Below are 15,173 nucleotides of genomic sequence, written 5' to 3'. Positions count from 1 at the left end.
CGGCGGCGTGCGCACCGGCAGCCGCCGGTGCGCGGACTCAGGCTTCGAGGGCCGGCTCGTCACGCCGGGCGAGGTGGCAGACCGAGGCCAGTCTCAGCGTCAGCCAGTCCGCGTTCGCCCAGTCCACGATCGCCGGCGGCGCCCAGCCGTGTGCCTCCGCCTCGTCGAGCACGCCCTTGGCGTACCCGGCCAGCAGCACCGCGCCGGCCACCGCCACCGCCGGCACGCCGAACGCGAGGATGTCGCGCACCGCCGCACCGTGCTGGTCGATCGCCGCCAGCACCCCGGGCGCCAGGACGCCAGGCGCCAGCACCGCCGCGATACCGAGTTCGTCGCTCAACCGGTCCAAGAACCGGCGAGCGGGGAAGTCCCTCCAACCACTCACAAGGCGGACACCCTACGCTGTGCGGGGCAATCGACCCACCATCGAACACGTGTTCTATGATCACGCCGGGTCGAGCCGGATGCGCAGAGAGGAAAACGAGAACGTGCAGGCGGACACGCTCGTGGAGCAGGAAGAGACGGTGGACGCCGAGGCGCCCGCCGCACCCGTGCAGCAGGAGGTCGCACCCGTGGCGCAGGCAGAGCAGGCAGCACAGCCCGCCAAGGTCGAGGCCGAGGCGAAGCCCGCGGAGCCCGAGGCCAAGCCCGCGGACGCCGAGGCGAAGCCCGCCAAGCGGCCGAAGTCGACGGCCAAGAAGACCCGCACGGTCGAGCTGACGCTGACCGTCACCGGGACGGCCGACGGCGATTGGCAGGCCGACCTGGTGCACGGCACCAAGCGGGTCGTGCAGGGCCTGTCGATCTCGGCCGCGGCGGTGTCGCGGGCGGCCAAGGAGCTGCACGACGACATCGCGGGCGGCATCGACGAGGTCATCGAGACGGCCCGCGCCCAGCACCGCACGCGGATGGAGGAGCTGGAGGCCGAGCTCGCGAGGGTCAAGGCCGCGCTGGCCGAGCTGAGCGACTGACCTACCAGGACGGGTGCCGCCGCCCGAGCAGAGCGACGGCACTCTTCCTCGGCGTGACGGGTCGAGCACCAGTCCGTGCTCCGCGTCAGTCGGCGTCGATCTGGTACACGAGCTGATAGCGCTCGCTGCTCATGGTGATGTAGTTGACCTCCACCGCACGGTCGCCCGCGAAGGCGACCCGGATCACCTGGAGCACGGGGAAGCCGAGCGGGAGCTGCAGGAGTTCCGCCTCTCGCGGTCGCGGAGAGCGGGCCGACACCACCTCGGTGAAGTGCGTCAGCTCGAACCCCATCTCTTCCAGCCGTGCGTAGGCGCCGCCCGACCCGGTGTCGACCTCTTCGAGCCGGGTGCCACCGGCGATCTCGGCGGGCAGGTACGACACGGCGAGCTGCACCACCTCGCCGTCGGCGCGCATGACCCGGTCTCGCACGACCACCTCGTGCTCTTGCTCCGCATCCAACCCGAGGTAGGAGCGGACGTCCTCGCTTGCTTGCTCCCGCCCGACCTTCACCGTGACAGCGGGCTGCCACCGCCCGGCCGCCGCGTCCGACATGAACGTGCCGCGACCCCCGGTTCGCTCCGCCTTGCTCAGACGGTTGCGAGCGAGGCGGACGATCGGCTTCCGCTCGGAGACGAACCAACCCCTGCCGGCCACGCTCAGCACCAACCCCTCAGCACGGAGTTGATCGATGGCCTCATTTGGACCATCACCCATCGTAGAACCTATCCGGACAGCCTGGACAGCTGCCGATAACCAGCACCTACGCGAAGAGATGTCAGGCGGAGGCCCAAGAGTCGATCATCGCGGACGGGGACCGCGAGGTCAGCTTCGATCGCGTCACGACCGTCGCGCTGACCTGGAACGGCCGAGAAGCCCCCTCTTCGGCCAACGGCTTTCGCACACCTCGACGTGCGAGAACCCCGCTCCGCTGTGGCAGGCGGAGCGGGGTTCTCGCACGTCGACGTCAGCGTGACGGGTCGAGGACGAGTTTGCCGGTGGTTCGGCGGGCGCGCAGGTCCTCGTGCGCGCGGCGCACCTCGGACATCCCGTACTCGCCCCCCGGCACGGCACGCAGGTCGCCCGCCAGGACCAGGTCGAACAGCTCGCCCATGGCCCGGTGCACGACCCGGCCGGGCAGCTTGAACGCGTGCGGCAGCCACATGCCCGCGATCGCGGTCGACTTGACCAGCAGCTTGCCAGGCGCGACGGGGGTCGGTTGCTCCCGGCTGGCCATGCCGTAGAACGCCAGCCGCCCGAACGGGGCCAGCGCGGCGATGCTCTGGTCGGTCACCGCGCCGCCGGTCATGTCGAGCACGACGTCGACGCGCCGACCGCCGTTGGCCTCGCGCAGCACGTCGGTCATGTCCGGCGCGGTGGAGTCGACGGCGACGTCCGCGCCGAGGTCCAGCGCCAGCTTGCGCTTGTCCTCGGTGCTGGCGGTGGCGATGACGCGACCCGCGCCCCACTTCTTCGCCAGCTGCACGGCCAGCGACCCGACCCCGCCGGCCGCCGCGTGCACGACGACGCTCTCCCCCGGCTCCAAGTGCGCGCTGCGACGCAGCAGCAGCCAGGCCGTCGCACCCTGCACGACCAGGCTCAACGCGGTCAGGTCGTCCACGCCGTCCGGCACGTCGAACGCGGTCGCCTCGGGCACCACGGCCTTCTGCGCGTACCCGCCGAAGTTGGTGAGGCCGACCACGCGCCGGTCGCCCGCCGTGCCGACGACCTCGCCGCCGGGCACCATCGGCAGCTGCATCTTCGACAGGTAGGAGTTCTCGGCCTGGTGGGTGTCGGCGTAGTTGAGGCCCGCGCGGCTGACGTCGACGAGCAGTTCGCCCTCGCCCGCGACGGGGTCGGGCAGCTCGACCTCGTCGAGGACCTCGGGTCCGCCGAACTCGGTGATCTGGATGGCGCGCACGGTGGTCAGTTCTCCTTGGCGATCGGGTCGTGGTCGAGGCGCACGCGCTCACCGGTGGCGGTGCGCGGGCCGGGTGGGTTGGGGAAGGTGAACGGCGCGCTGGGGCGTCCGGCCTGCACGAACCAGCATTCACCTGGTTTGCCGTCGCGCAACACGGAGACGAAGGCGTCGACCACGTCGTCCACGCTCATGACCGGCATCCCGGCGGACTCCAGGGTGGACTTGAAGCCGGTGATGATGGCGGTGTCGGCGAAGGACGGGCACACCGCGGTGACGGTGACGCCGTCGGCGGCGGCGATCGGGCCCAGGCCGCGGACCAGGCCGACGACGGCGGCCTTGTTCGCGCCGTAGAGGGGGTCCATGGGCATCGCCATCAGGCCGGCCATGCTGGCGGTGGCGACGATGCGCCCGCCGCGCTTCTTCAGCTCGGGCAACGCCGCGTGCGCGCCGAACACGACACCGTCGAGGTTGATGCCCATGACCGTGCGGTACCGCTCGGCGTCGAAGTCGTCACCCAGTCCGAAGCCGGTGGCGATGCCCGCGTTGAGCACGGCGATGTCGAGCCCGCCGAACCGCGCCACGGCCGTCGCGACCGCCGCCTCGTTCTGCCCGGGGTCGCGCACGTCGCAGCGCGCGAACACGCCGCCCACCTCGTCGGCCACGGCTTCGCCCCGCGCGTCGTCCACGTCGGCGACGACCACGGACGCGCCGGCGGCGGCCAGTCGGCGTGCCACCCCCGCGCCGATGCCGTTCGCGGCTCCGGTGACCAGTGCGACCTTGCCCGAGAACTCCACCGCGCCTCCTCTGGCTGGCATTCCGACCAGTCGGTATGGTTCTCCTGACACGCTCTGGCGTCAAGGCGATGTCGCCGGTAGGTTACTAAGCGGTTGCTTAGGCCCGCAGATCAAGGAGGACTGACCGTGGCCGAGACGGACGCACGGGTGGCCATCGTCACCGGTGCCGCACGCGGCATCGGCGCCGCCGTAGCCACGCGGCTCGCGCAGGACGGCCTGGCCGTCGCGCTGCTCGACCTCGACGAGGGCAGCTGCGCCGAGGCCGTGGAGAAGATCAAGGCCTCCGGCGGGACGGCCGTCGCGGTGGGCGTGGACGTCAGCGACAGCGCGGCGGTGGACGCGGCCGTGCAGCGGGTGGCCGACGAGCTCGGCGCGCCGACCGTACTGGTCAACAACGCGGGCATCCTGCGGGACAACCTGCTGTTCAAGATGACCGACGACGACTGGGACGCGGTGATCAACGTCCACCTGCGCGGCACGTTCCTGATGAGCCGGGCGGTGCAGAAGTTCCAGACGGCGGCGAAGTGGGGCCGGATCGTCAACCTGTCCAGCACGTCGGCGCTGGGCAACCGGGGCCAGGCGAACTACTCGGCCGCGAAGGCGGGCCTGCAGGGGTTCACCAAGACGTTGGCGATCGAGCTCGGCAAGTTCAACGTGACGGTCAACGCGATCGCGCCGGGGTTCATCGCGACCGACATGACCGCCGCGACGGCGGCCCGGGTCGGCATCGACTTCGAGGACTTCAAGAAGGGCGCGGCGGCGGCGATCCCCGTGCAGCGCGTCGGCACGCCCGAGGACATCGCGCACACGGCGTCGTTCCTGGTCAGCGAGGGCGCCGGGTTCGTGTCCGGTCAGGTCATCTACGTCGCCGGCGGACCGAAGGACTGACATGCGGGTATTCGCTGACCTGGAGGAACTGGCCGCCGCCAAGGGCGAGCACCTCGGCCACGGCGAGTGGCACGAGATCACGCAGGCGGAGATCAACCTGTTCGCCGACGCCACCGGCGACCACCAGTGGATCCACGTCGACCTGGAGAAGGCCGCCGCGGGGCCGTTCGGCGGTCCGGTCGCGCACGGCTACCTGACGTTGTCCCTGATCCCGTTGCTGGTCCGGGACATCTACGCGGTGCGGGGGCTGGCGATGGGCGTGAACTACGGGTTGAACAAGGTGCGCTTCCCGAGCCCGGTCGTCGTGGGGTCGCGGGTGCGGGCCGGCGCGGAGCTGGCGGAGATCACCGACGTGGCGCAGGGCAAGCAGGCCGTGGTGAAGGTGACCGTCGAGATCGAGGGCAACCCGAAGCCGGGGTGCGTGGCGGAGACCGTGGTCCTGCTCGTGCCGGCCGCCTGACCCGACGGGCACGGCACTCCCCCCGACGAGTGCCGTGCCCGTCGTCCTACCGGTCTCGCGCCGTGGGCTCGCCGACCTCCGGCGCGGACGATCAGTCCCGTGCCTCGCGGGCCACGCGCTCCAGTCGCTCGCGGTACGTCTGCCAGTCCAACGACGGCATGTTGTCGTTGTCCGGGCGCAGGCCGGCCTCGCCGTCGACCAGCTCGCGCACGATGTCGGCGTGCCCCGCGTGCCGGTTGGTCTCCGCGATCATGTGCACCAGCACGCGGTGCAGGGTGACCGCCCGGCGCTCCGCCGACCACCACGGCACGGCGCCCGGCGCGTCCAGGTCCAGTGCCTCGATCGTCGCGTCCGCGTGCTCGCACGCCCGCCGGTAGAGCCTGACGACGTCCTCACGCGACTCGTCGGCCGTGGCCCACATGTCCGCGTTGGGCTCCGCGTCCTCGTCCATCCACTCGAACCGCTCGCCGAACGGCCGGTCGAACGTGTCGGCGAAGTAGGCGATCTCCATCGCGGCCAGGTGCTTGACCAGGCCCAGCAGGTTCGTGCCCGTCGGCGTCAACGGGCGGCGCACGTCGTAGGAGGACAGGCCCTCCAGCTTCCACAGCACGGCCTCGCGCGCGATCCGCAGGTAGCGGTGCAGGTCTGATTTCACGGCACGATCCTCACACCGGGCGCAGGGACGCCAGCAGCAGGTCCGCGAAGTGGCGTCCCACCTGCTTGGCCGACAGCGGCCCGTCGGCGCTGTACCACTGGCCGAGGTGGTGGACGGTGCCGAAGAAGTAGTGCACGGTCAGGTCCGCGGGCACGTCCGCGCGGAACACGCCGGTGGCCTGCCCCTCCTCCACCAGCGACCGGAACCGCTCGTGGTAGCGCCGCCGTTCCACCCGCATCTCGCGCCGCTTGTCCTCGGCCAGGTGGTCGGCCGACCGGAAGTACACGCGCGCCTGGTCGAAGTTGTCCACCGACGTGACCACGACGTCGACCGCCGCCGCGTGCAGCCGCTCGGCCACCGGCGCGGACCCGGACGCGAAGTGGTCCAGCCGCTCGGTCTGCATCCGCAGCAGGCTGCCGTAGATCTCGTGCAGCAGGTCGTCCTTGGACCCGAAGTAGTGGTACATGGCGCCCTTGGTGACGCCCGCCAGGTCCACGATGTCCTGCACCGCGACCCGGTCGAAGCCCTTGGCGGCGAACAACCGCGTCGCGGCGTCGATCAGCCGCTCCGGTACCGATGCCATGGGCCAAGCATCGCACGCCGCGTCACTGGAACATCGCGATCGGTCGGATGACCAACTGCTGGTCGTCCGCCTTCCACGCCTGCACCTTGCCGAGGCACCGCGCCTGGAAGCCGCCCTCGGGCACGACGTCGTCGCGCAGCCCGGCGTGGTAGCACTCGACCCGCACCTGCGGCCCCGCCTCGGGGTCGTCCGGGTCGCCGAACGGCGCCAGGAACACCGTCGTGCCGTCGCGGTCGGACGTCACCCGGAACACGCCCTTCACCGACACGTACGAGTCGATCCGCCGCAGCCGCACCACGTCCGCGGGCTTCAGGTGCTGTTCGAGGTGCTGCTCCAGCGCCGTGTTCCGCCGCACGGACAGGTCGCGCAGGTCGACGTGCACGACACCGGACGCCGCCTCCAGCGCGTCGAGCAGCACGCCGACCACCGCGATCGGCTCGTACTGCTCGATGTAGGTCTTCACCACCTCGCGCCCGGACGTCCGCGCGCCCTCCACCCCCAGGTCCAGGCCCTTCAACGCGATCTTGCCGTCCTTGGTGACGCCGACCCGGTCCACGACCTCCTTGGTCATCGCGTCGCCGTACCGCCCGACCTGGTAGAGGTCCATCACGGACTTCTCGTGCAGGTAGATGGTCAACCCGGGGATCTCGCGCGACGGCGTGAACCGGCGCCGCGACCGCCACGTCCACAGGCCGACGCCGAGGGCCACGGCGAACGCCGACGCGGTCACGACCCACAGCACCACCCACGGCCACCACACCGACCACCACAGCGCTCTATCGACAGCCACGGATCTCCTTCACCGCCTCCAGCAGCGACCCCGAGCCCGCGTCCACCACGCGCCCGCCGGTCGCCCGCGCCACCCGGTCCAGCTCCACCGGGTCGGCCTCGCCGAACCGGATCGCGTACGTGCGCGCCGGCGGGGTCGGCCACGCGGCCAGGAACTCGTCCGCGCTCATCCCCGCGTTGTTCTCGCCGTCGGTCATCAGCACCACCGTGCCGTCGCCGACCACCCGGTAGGCGTGGTCCAGCGCCGACCAGATCGCGGTGCCCGTCTCCGACAGCTCGGCCGACGTCAACGCGCCGGCCAACTCCTCCAGGTCCGCGGCGGTGCGGATGACGATGCCGCGCTCCTCCAGCACGGCGCCCGCGAACCGCACCAGCACGACCGTCTCGCCCAGCCGGAACCGGTCGAACCCGCCCGCCCGGCTCAACGTCGCGAACGCCTCGCGCAGCCCGGCGATCCGCGCGCCCGCCATGGACGTCGAGTGGTCGAGCACGAACACCACCCGACCGGACCGGCCGGCGCGGTCGTAGGCAGCGAGCAGGGTGTCCACGACCGCCTGCGTGCCCGGGAAGTACAGCGCGGTGCCGATCGGCTCGCGCAGCGCCGCCACGCGCTCCACCTGCGGGTCGGACGGCCGGCGGAAGGTCCGTTCCATGATCGCCCGCTGGGCCGGCGGCGAGCGCAGCCACTCCACCACCCGGTCGTACGCGGCCCGCTTGTCCGGCTTCAGCAGCATCAACGGGTAGTCGGACAGCACGATGCCGTCCTTCGGGTACACGACCTCCAACGGCTCGCGGAGCTGCCCGGACGCGTTGAGCGACAGCACCGTCGACTCGTAGGCGACCACGGCGTCCACCTCGTCCTGCCGCTTCGCGTACTCGTCACCGACCTCCGCCGCGCCGGGCGCGCCGAACACCCGTCCGGTGAGGAAGCCCTGGAGCTTGTCGCAGGTGACGTCCTCGGCGCGCAGGGCGGCGCCGGTGCCGGCGGCGGCCGTGGCCACCCCGATCAACGCCGCCATCCCGCTGCCGGACACCCTCGGGTCGGCCATCCCGAAGCGCAGCTCACCGGCCGCCGCGCGGCTCGCCACGTCGGCCCACGACGCACCGCGCAGCAGGTCCGCCTTGCCCGCCTTCACGCCGAGGACCAGCGGGGAGACCATCGTGCTGGTGGACAGCGGCAGGTCTGCGGCCTTCAGCTTCAGGTACCGGTTCGTGGCCAGCCAGGCGAGGTCGTGGTCGACGCCCGCGGCCAGCTCCTCGCTCGCCCGCACCGTGCCCCGCCGGTCGAGCTTCAGCTCGACGCCGGTGTCGCGGCGCAGGTCGTCCAGCACGGGCGCGAGGTCCGCGAGCTCCGAACTGGCCAGCACGGTCAACGTGACCGGCTCGGGGGCGCCGGCCGTGCAGCCGGCCAGCGCCGCCACGACCACCAGCGACGCGGCCAGGGCAGCCCTCACAGCGGCACCCCGCTCGGGCAGGAGCCGAGCTCCTCGATCATCGCCGCGAGGGCTTCCGGCTTGGCCACGAACGTCTCGGTGTCGCCCTGACCGGGGTTGCCCTTGGGGATGCCGCGCTCGTCCAGCACGGTCCCGACCGACGCGCTGCCCGCCCGGCCGAGGCGGAAGCCGAGCTCCACCGCGCGCCGGAGCAGCCGGGGGTCCTCCTGCAACAGGCGTCCGACCTTCTCCCCCTGCTCGCTGAACGCGATCAGCCACGGTTCGGCGTGGTGGTGCGCGTCGGGGTAGAGCAGCACGCGCTCGTGGTCGACCGAGCCGCGCTGCTCCTTGGTGCGGATCTGGTAGGCCAGGTACTGGTGCTCGTACATGACGCCGACCGGGGCGAACGTGCGGCCGTCCGGCGAGAAGAACGTGCGGCCGATGCCCGCGCCGAACTGGCCCTCGACCTCGAACAGCGGCTTGATCTTCGCCGCGACCGCCTTGGCGTCGGCCTCGGTCGGCGCGCGCCTGTCGTTGGCGGCGAACGCGACCACGGCGAGGTAGGCCGCGCCCGAGTAGGCCCGGCACGGATCGGGCGACTGGGCGATGATCTGGTTCACGTTCGTGAGGCCGCCGCCCTCGATGCCGTCCCAGGTCTTGCCGTCGAGCGTGAGCTGGACGAACTTCGCCATGTCGAGGGTGTAGTAGAGCCCCTCGGTGTTCTCCTGCGGGCGCGCCACCTCCAGCTTCGCCAGCGCCTGCGCGTAGTCGCTGAAGGCGGCGATCACCAGCGGGGTGGTGAACGGGTAGTACGGCTTGCCGCCCACCCGGTCGTGGATCTGCCGCGCGGTGAGCTGGCCGGAGGGCATGACGAAGTCGAACGACGTGGGGTTCGCCCGCTCCTTGGCGATCTCCGTCGAGCCGCCGGAGTCGGTCACGTGCACCTGGACGCCGTTGGCCATCAGGATGCGGCGGACCTCGGGGTCGGCGAAGAACTCGACCTTGGAGGCCATCATGGCGCGGACGATCGTGACGCCCTGGAACGGCAGCGCGACGACGCCGTTGGCGAGCAGCGTGATGGCGCCGACCAGCGCGATGGCCGTCGACACGCCGAACGGCAGCAGGAAGCGCTTGCGCCGGAAGACCGACCTGGGCGGGTCGAGGACGACTAATGCGGGCTCTTCGGTCGAGCTGCTCACGACCACCGGAACTCCCCCGTGCGGACGGCGATCTTCCCTGCCTAGAGGCTAGATCGCCGAACCGCCGCGGTGGGTCACAAGTCGGGAATTCAGCCGCCCAGCGTGACGCCGCCGTCCACCACGAACGTCGCGCCCGTGGTGTAGCCGCCCGCCGCCGACGCGAGGAACACGACGGCCGCGGCCAGTTCCTCCGGGTCGCCCACGCGGCCCAGCGGCAGGCGCGAGATGTGCCCTTCGAGGTAGCCCTCGGGGTACTGGTCGGTCATCTCGGAGGCGAAGTAGCCCGGCGCGAGCGCGTTGACCCGGATGCCCTTGCGGCCGGTCCACTGCTGCGCCAGGTCGCGGGTCAGGCCGAGCAGCCCCGCCTTGGACGCCGAGTACGCGGCCTGCGGCAGGCCGCCGGAGACCAGGCCCAGCACGCTGGAGACGTTGACGATCGAACCGCCGTCGGTCATCACGGCCGCCGCCGCCTGCGCCATCCAGTACGCGCCGTTGAGGTTGACGTCCATGACGCCGAGGAACTGCTCGGGCGTCTCCCGGGACGCGGGCACCGCCGACGCGACACCGGCGTTGTTCACCAGCACGCGGACCGGGCCGAACTCCGCCGCGGCACGGGCCACCTCGCGGCAGTCGTCGGGCTGCGCCACGTCCGCCCGCACGACCAGCGCGCGCCGACCCGCGTCCTCCACCAGCTTCGCGGTGCCTTCGAGCCGGTCCACCCGCCGGGCGGCGAGCACGACGTCCGCGCCCGCCTCCGCGAGGCCCTTGGCGAACGCCACGCCCAGGCCCGAGGACGCGCCGGTGACGATCGCGACCTGCCCGTCCAGCCGGAACTTGTCCAGGATTCCCATTCAGCTCAGCCTCTCCAGGATGATCGCCATGCCCTGACCGCCGCCGACGCACATCGTCTCCAGCCCGAACCGGGCGTCCCGGGCGCGCATCCCGTTGATCAGGGTGGTCATGATGCGGGCGCCGGTCGAGCCGAACGGGTGGCCGAGCGCGATGGCGCCGCCGTGCACGTTCAGCTTGTCCATGTCGATGCCGAGCGCGCGCTGGCTGGCCAGCACCTGCACCGCGAACGCCTCGTTGATCTCGACCAGGTCGATGTCGTCGATGGTGAGGTTCGCGTGCGCGAGCGCCTGCCTGGTGGCGTCGACCGGGCCGAGGCCCATGACCTCCGGGGAGAGGCCGGACACGCCGGTGGACACGATGCGCGCCAACGGGGTCAGGCCCAGTTCCTTGGCCCGGACGTCGCTCATGACGACCACGGCCGCCGCGCCGTCGTTGAGCGGGCAGCAGTTGCCGGGTGTGACGGTCCCCTGCGGGCGGAAGGACGGCTTGAGCGCCGACACGGCCTCGTAGGTGACGCCCTTGCGCGGACCGTCGTCGGTGGCGACGACCGTGCCGTCCGGCAGGGTGACCGGGGTGATCTCGCGGGCGAAGAAGCCGTCCGCGATGGCCTTCTCCGCCAGGTTGTGCGAGCGGACGCCGAACTCGTCCTGGTCGCGGCGGCTGATGCCGAGCGAGGTGGCGACGTTCTCGGCGGTCTGGCCCATCGAGATGTAGTAGTCCGGCAGCTCGCCGTCCGCGCGCGGGTCGTGCCACGGCTCGTTGGTCTCGGCGGTGTGCTGGGTGCGTTCGCGCGCGGCGTCGAACAGCGGGTTGAAGTGCGGGTCGTCGTGCCGGTAGCGGGAGACGCACTCCACACCGGCGCTGATGAACGCGTGGCCCTCGCCGGCCTTGATGGCGTGGAAGGCCATGCGCGCGGTCTGCACGGACGACGCGCAGAACCGGTTGACCGTGGTGCCGGGCAGGGAGTCCAGGCCGAGCTGGACGGCGATGCGGCGGGCCACGTTCTGGCCGTGCTCGTCCTGCGGCTCGGCGCACCCCAGGTGCAGGTCGGTGATCTCTCCCCGGTCCAGCTCCGGCACCTGGTCCAGCGCGGCGGCGACGACCTGCGCGGCCAGGTCGTCCGGGCGCAGGTCGACCAGCGAGCCCTTGCGCGCGCGGCCGATCGGCGAACGCGAGGTGGCGACGATGACAGCCTCGGGCATGGCGGTGCTCCTGTGTCTAGAGGCCGAGGTCGCGGCCGATGAGTTCCTTCATGATCTCGTTCGAACCCGCCCAGATCCGGGTCACGCGGGCGTCCATCCAGGCGCGGGCCACCCGGTACTCGGTCATGTAGCCGTAGCCGCCGTGCAGCTGCACGCACGCGTCGATGACGTCGTTCTGCACGTCCGCGCTCCACCACTTGGCCTTCGCCGCGTCCACGGCGGTCAGCTCGCGGCGGGTGTGCGCGTCGGTGCACTGGTCCAGGAACGCCTGCGTCACGTCGATCTTGGTGACGAGCTCGGCGAGGGTGAACTTGTTGTGCTGGAACGAGCCGATGGCCTGGCCGAACGCCTTGCGCTCCTTGGTGTACGCGATCGTCTCCAGCAGGATCTGCTTGGCGTGCGCGAGGTTGGAGATCGCGCCGCCGAGGCGTTCCTGCGGCAGGCGTTCCATCATGTAGATGAAGCCCTGGTCGACCTCGCCGATCACGTTCTCGTGCGGCACGCGGACGTCCTCGAAGAACAGCTCCGCGGTGTCGGACTCGGGCTGGCCGACCTTGTCCAGCTTGCGACCGCGCTCGAAGCCCTTCATGCCGGTCTCGACCGCGAACAGGGTGATGCCCCTGGCCTTCTTCTCCGGGCTGGTGCGCGCGGCGACCACGATCAGGTCGGCGGAGAAGCCGTTGGTGATGAACGTCTTGGAGCCGTTGAGGACCCAGTCGCCGCCGTCGCGCACGGCGGTGCTCTTGAGCGCGGCCAGGTCGGAGCCGCCGGAGGGCTCGGTCATGCCGATGCCGGTGGTCAGCTCGCCCGAGCAGAACCTCGGCAGCCAGCGCTGCTTCTGCTCCTCGGTGCACAGGTCGACCAGATAGGGCGCGACGACGTCGCCGTGGATGCCCAGGCAGGACGACATGCCGGCGCTGACCTTGGACAGCTCCTCGCCGAGCACGGCGTTGAACCGGTAGTCGTTCGCGCCGCTGCCGCCGTGCTCCTCGGGGACCTCCAGGCCCAGCAGGCCCTGCTTGCCCGCTTCGAGCCAGACGTCGCGGTCGATGTGGCGCTGCTCGACGAACCGCTCGTAGTTCGGGGTGAGGGTGCGGTCGCAGAACGCGCGCGCGGTCTCGCGGAACGCTTCGTGGTCGGGTTCGAACAGCGTGCGGCGCACTCTCGGATCCTCCATACTAAGCGGTTGCTTAGGTCTAAGCGTGTGCTTAGCCTGCGGTATCGTTCGGGTTCGTGTCAAGGAGGGCCGGCTGTGACGACGACCAGTGGTGAGTTCGCGCTCCTGGATGAGACGTGGTCCTCGGTGACGCCGCCGGCGGCCAGGCGGATGCTGATCGCCGCCGCCGCCGCGTTCTCGGTGCGCGGGTACCACGCGACGACGACCCGTGACATCGCGGCGCAGGCGGGCATGTCACCGGCCGCGGTCTACATCCACTACCGGTCCAAAGAGGAACTGCTGTTCCAGATCTCGCGGGTCGGGCACGCGACGTCGTTGTCGGTGCTGACGGGCGTGTCCGAGGTCGATCCGGTGGCGCGGCTGGCGGCGGCCGTGCGGGCGTTCGCGTCGTGGCACGCGGAGTACCACACCACGGCGCGGGTCGTGCAGTACGAGTTGAGCGCGTTGACGCCGGAGCACCTGGCCGAGGTGGTGGAGCTGCGGCGGCGGATCGAGGCCGCCGTGCGCGACATGATCACCGCGGGCGTGGCCGCGGGCGCGTTCGACGTGCCGGACGTGCGCGGCGCGACCCTGGCGGTGCTGTCGCTGTGCATCGACGTGGCCCGCTGGTACCGGCCGACGGCGCACCGCACGCCCACCGAGATCGGCGACCTCTACGCCGACCTGGTCCTCCGCATGGTCCGCACCCCCTGACCCCGCGTGAGTCCTACCTTCAGCCCGCGCGTGTCCTACGTTCGGAACGCGCGTGTCCTACGTTCGCGTACCCCGAGTTGAACACTCAGGACGCGCTCGACTGCGCTGAGCGTTCAACTCGGGTGTCCTGAACGTAGGACACGGTCGTTCTGAACGTAGGACACGCGAGACCTGAAGGTAGGACTCACGCGGGCCGAACGTAGGACTCTCGCGGTCAGCGCACGGATTTCCTGCCGTAGAACCCTGCGACGAGACTGACGCCGATGGCGGCGAGGACCACCTGCACGATGACCTCGATCCAGTCGATGCCGGGCGTGTCCTCCACGCCGAGCGCCCGGGCGATGAACGTGCCCAGGAACGCCGCCACGATGCCGACGACGATCGTCAGCCAGATGGGGATGGCCTGCTTGCCCGGCGCGACGAGCTTGCCCAGCAAGCCGATGATGAGACCCACGATCAGAGCGCTGATCACACCGCCGATGCCCACGATGCCTCCTGCGGGTTAGTCGCCTGCGAAGAAGTCCCCGACCTCGCCGAGGGCCTCACCCATCATCATCCCCACCGGGCACTCCAGCCGCAGTGTCAGCGACGACTTCACCCACTTGCGCCCGCCGCAGCGACGAACTCCGCGCCGGCCGCCCTAGTGGCCGAAACCGTGGGAAGATCGCCTGCCGGAGACCTGGTCCATCCACTGGTGCAGCAGCGCCGCCCAGTCCGTCCGGATCACCTCATCGTGGGACATGGCGAAGTGCCCGAACGAGTCGCCGCCCGCCCGGAACAGACCACCGCGGCGGTCCGCCTCCAGCACCACGTACAGCCGGTGCGGGTCGGTCACGAAGGTCAGCTCCAGCTGGCTGATCTTGCCCAGGAACTGCCCCGGCGGCAGGAACTCGACCTCCTGGTAGAACGGCAGCTGCTGCGGCACGCCGTGGATGCGCCCCGACTCGTTGTCCGCGCGCTGGAACCGGAACCCGAGCGCGCCGAACGCGTTCAGCACGTGTTCCTGTGACCGGATCGGGTGAATGGCCACCGGGTCGAGGTCACCCGGGTCGACGGCGCCGCGCACCTCCAGCTCCGTGCGCAGGCCCATCGTCATGCCGTGCAGGTGCTGCCCGTGCACGACGGTCAGCGGCGTCTCCAACGGCACCGGGAACTGGAACGGCAGCACCAGGTTCTGCCCCGGCGCGACGGTGATCCGCTGACCGACCACGACCCGCGCGAACTCGACGTCGCGGTTGTGCTCGTCGTCGCCGCTCTCCACCTCGACCCGCGTCACGAGCGACAGCTTGACCTGGTCGATCTCGACGGGGTGGTCACCGCCCGCGATCCGCACCTCGCCGGTCAGCAGTTCGCCCGGCCGGGTGTTCGGGTTGGTCAGCACCGTGTCCACCGACGGACCGCCGACTCCGAACGCGCGCAACATCCTCTTGAAAACCACGGTGGGTGCCTCCTGGCCTGCTGTGGGTCACGCCCTTGAGCTCGCGTTGCTCCAAGGACGTCGTGAGAGATGCATCGGTTCCCTCTGGACGAACGCGGAGCACGGGTGCCACTATGCGAC

18 protein-coding genes are annotated in these 15,173 nt (G+C 71.0%); 4 read left to right on the top strand and 14 right to left on the bottom strand.

The window, feature by feature from the left end; genetic code table 11:
- Positions 1-37 precede the first annotated feature (37 nt).
- On the bottom strand, positions 38-340 hold the full coding sequence (locus tag ACQPYE_RS10075) for a DUF6401 family natural product biosynthesis protein (RefSeq protein ID WP_498720772.1): 303 nt from the start codon (positions 338-340) through the stop codon (positions 38-40).
- A gap of 124 nt (positions 341-464) precedes the next feature.
- Between ACQPYE_RS10075 and ACQPYE_RS10070 the strand changes: the two genes are divergently transcribed.
- Positions 465-971 (top strand): DUF6319 family protein, encoded by a 507-nt coding sequence (locus ACQPYE_RS10070; protein WP_498720771.1) that lies wholly within the window; start codon positions 465-467, stop codon positions 969-971.
- Between the two features lie 85 nt (positions 972-1,056).
- Here the strand turns inward: ACQPYE_RS10070 and ACQPYE_RS10065 are convergent, their stop codons facing one another.
- From ACQPYE_RS10065 to ACQPYE_RS10055, 3 genes are all read right to left on the bottom strand, one after another.
- Positions 1,057-1,626 (bottom strand): GntR family transcriptional regulator, encoded by a 570-nt coding sequence (locus ACQPYE_RS10065; protein ID WP_498720770.1) that lies wholly within the window; start codon positions 1,624-1,626, stop codon positions 1,057-1,059.
- 310 nt (positions 1,627-1,936) lie between these two features.
- The gene (locus ACQPYE_RS10060) at positions 1,937-2,890 is read right to left on the bottom strand and encodes a quinone oxidoreductase family protein (RefSeq protein WP_498720769.1); all 954 of its coding nucleotides are present in this window, start codon (positions 2,888-2,890) and stop codon (positions 1,937-1,939) included.
- A gap of 5 nt (positions 2,891-2,895) precedes the next feature.
- Positions 2,896-3,705 (bottom strand): SDR family NAD(P)-dependent oxidoreductase, encoded by an 810-nt coding sequence (locus ACQPYE_RS10055; protein ID WP_498720767.1) that lies wholly within the window; start codon positions 3,703-3,705, stop codon positions 2,896-2,898.
- 105 nt (positions 3,706-3,810) lie between these two features.
- Here ACQPYE_RS10055 and fabG point away from each other — a divergent pair, with 105 nt between their 5' ends.
- Together fabG and ACQPYE_RS10045 are read left to right on the top strand one after the other, a co-directional pair.
- Positions 3,811-4,572, top strand: coding sequence for a 3-oxoacyl-ACP reductase FabG (gene fabG / locus ACQPYE_RS10050; RefSeq protein WP_498720765.1), 762 nt, complete (start codon positions 3,811-3,813; stop codon positions 4,570-4,572).
- A gap of 1 nt (position 4,573) precedes the next feature.
- Complete coding sequence (locus tag ACQPYE_RS10045; RefSeq protein ID WP_498720764.1) at positions 4,574-5,032, top strand: MaoC family dehydratase; 459 nt, start codon at positions 4,574-4,576, stop codon at positions 5,030-5,032.
- 91 nt (positions 5,033-5,123) lie between these two features.
- Here the strand turns inward: ACQPYE_RS10045 and ACQPYE_RS10040 are convergent, their stop codons facing one another.
- From ACQPYE_RS10040 to ACQPYE_RS10005, 8 genes are all read right to left on the bottom strand, one after another.
- On the bottom strand, positions 5,124-5,687 hold the full coding sequence (locus ACQPYE_RS10040) for a DinB family protein (protein WP_498720763.1): 564 nt from the start codon (positions 5,685-5,687) through the stop codon (positions 5,124-5,126).
- 10 nt (positions 5,688-5,697) lie between these two features.
- A complete protein-coding gene (locus ACQPYE_RS10035; RefSeq protein ID WP_498720762.1) occupies positions 5,698-6,270 on the bottom strand; it encodes a TetR/AcrR family transcriptional regulator in 573 nt (190 codons plus the stop codon).
- Positions 6,271-6,292: 22 nt separating this feature from the next.
- Entirely contained in the window at positions 6,293-7,060 is a 768-nt protein-coding gene (locus tag ACQPYE_RS10030; RefSeq protein WP_498720760.1) for a hypothetical protein, read from the bottom strand.
- Positions 7,047-8,513: a substrate-binding and vWA domain-containing protein gene (locus tag ACQPYE_RS10025; RefSeq protein WP_498720759.1), complete on the bottom strand. Its 1,467-nt coding sequence runs from the start codon at positions 8,511-8,513 to the stop codon at positions 7,047-7,049. Before ACQPYE_RS10025 ends, ACQPYE_RS10030 begins: the two co-directional genes overlap by 14 nt.
- Positions 8,510-9,691, bottom strand: a complete 1,182-nt coding sequence (locus ACQPYE_RS10020) for a VOC family protein (RefSeq protein ID WP_498720758.1) — start codon at positions 9,689-9,691, stop codon at positions 8,510-8,512. Before ACQPYE_RS10020 ends, ACQPYE_RS10025 begins: the two co-directional genes overlap by 4 nt.
- Before the next feature lie 89 nt (positions 9,692-9,780).
- The gene (locus ACQPYE_RS10015) at positions 9,781-10,542 is read right to left on the bottom strand and encodes an SDR family NAD(P)-dependent oxidoreductase (RefSeq protein ID WP_498720757.1); all 762 of its coding nucleotides are present in this window, start codon (positions 10,540-10,542) and stop codon (positions 9,781-9,783) included.
- Positions 10,543-11,745 carry an acetyl-CoA C-acetyltransferase gene (locus tag ACQPYE_RS10010; protein ID WP_498720756.1) on the bottom strand — a complete coding sequence of 401 codons (1,203 nt, stop codon included), beginning with the start codon at positions 11,743-11,745 and terminating at the stop codon, positions 10,543-10,545.
- A gap of 16 nt (positions 11,746-11,761) precedes the next feature.
- Positions 11,762-12,907: an acyl-CoA dehydrogenase family protein gene (locus tag ACQPYE_RS10005; RefSeq protein ID WP_498720754.1), complete on the bottom strand. Its 1,146-nt coding sequence runs from the start codon at positions 12,905-12,907 to the stop codon at positions 11,762-11,764.
- Between the two features lie 165 nt (positions 12,908-13,072).
- Between ACQPYE_RS10005 and ACQPYE_RS10000 the strand changes: the two genes are divergently transcribed.
- Positions 13,073-13,615, top strand: coding sequence for a TetR/AcrR family transcriptional regulator (locus ACQPYE_RS10000; RefSeq protein WP_498722875.1), 543 nt, complete (start codon positions 13,073-13,075; stop codon positions 13,613-13,615).
- 214 nt (positions 13,616-13,829) lie between these two features.
- On the opposite strand, the gene ACQPYE_RS09995 is transcribed toward ACQPYE_RS10000, so the two are convergent.
- Positions 13,830-14,102 (bottom strand): GlsB/YeaQ/YmgE family stress response membrane protein, encoded by a 273-nt coding sequence (locus ACQPYE_RS09995; RefSeq protein WP_498720753.1) that lies wholly within the window; start codon positions 14,100-14,102, stop codon positions 13,830-13,832.
- Positions 14,103-14,255: 153 nt separating this feature from the next.
- Positions 14,256-15,053, bottom strand: coding sequence for a sporulation protein (locus ACQPYE_RS09990; protein WP_498720752.1), 798 nt, complete (start codon positions 15,051-15,053; stop codon positions 14,256-14,258).
- Positions 15,054-15,173: the final 120 nt, after the last annotated feature.

Origin of the sequence: Actinosynnema sp. CA-299493, from assembly GCF_050946825.1 — a bacterium.
Taxonomy (GTDB): domain Bacteria; phylum Actinomycetota; class Actinomycetes; order Mycobacteriales; family Pseudonocardiaceae; genus Actinosynnema.
The sequence above is the reverse complement of the archived record's forward strand: the minus strand, read 5'-3'. Positions and strand labels throughout refer to the sequence as shown.

Bases quoted from the DNA above. Each gene is read 5' to 3' on its own strand.
- ACQPYE_RS10000 (WP_498722875.1), top strand. From the start codon at position 13,073: ATGCTGATCGCCGCCGCCGCCGCGTTCTCGGTGCGCGGGTACCACGCG.
- ACQPYE_RS10035 (WP_498720762.1), bottom strand. From the start codon at position 6,270: ATGGCATCGGTACCGGAGCGGCTGATCGACGCCGCGACGCGGTTGTTC.
- ACQPYE_RS10010 (WP_498720756.1), bottom strand. From the start codon at position 11,745: ATGCCCGAGGCTGTCATCGTCGCCACCTCGCGTTCGCCGATCGGCCGC.
- ACQPYE_RS10045 (WP_498720764.1), top strand. From the start codon at position 4,574: ATGCGGGTATTCGCTGACCTGGAGGAACTGGCCGCCGCCAAGGGCGAG.
- ACQPYE_RS10070 (WP_498720771.1), top strand. From the start codon at position 465: ATGCGCAGAGAGGAAAACGAGAACGTGCAGGCGGACACGCTCGTGGAG.
- ACQPYE_RS10055 (WP_498720767.1), bottom strand. From the start codon at position 3,705: ATGCCAGCCAGAGGAGGCGCGGTGGAGTTCTCGGGCAAGGTCGCACTG.
- ACQPYE_RS10015 (WP_498720757.1), bottom strand. From the start codon at position 10,542: ATGGGAATCCTGGACAAGTTCCGGCTGGACGGGCAGGTCGCGATCGTC.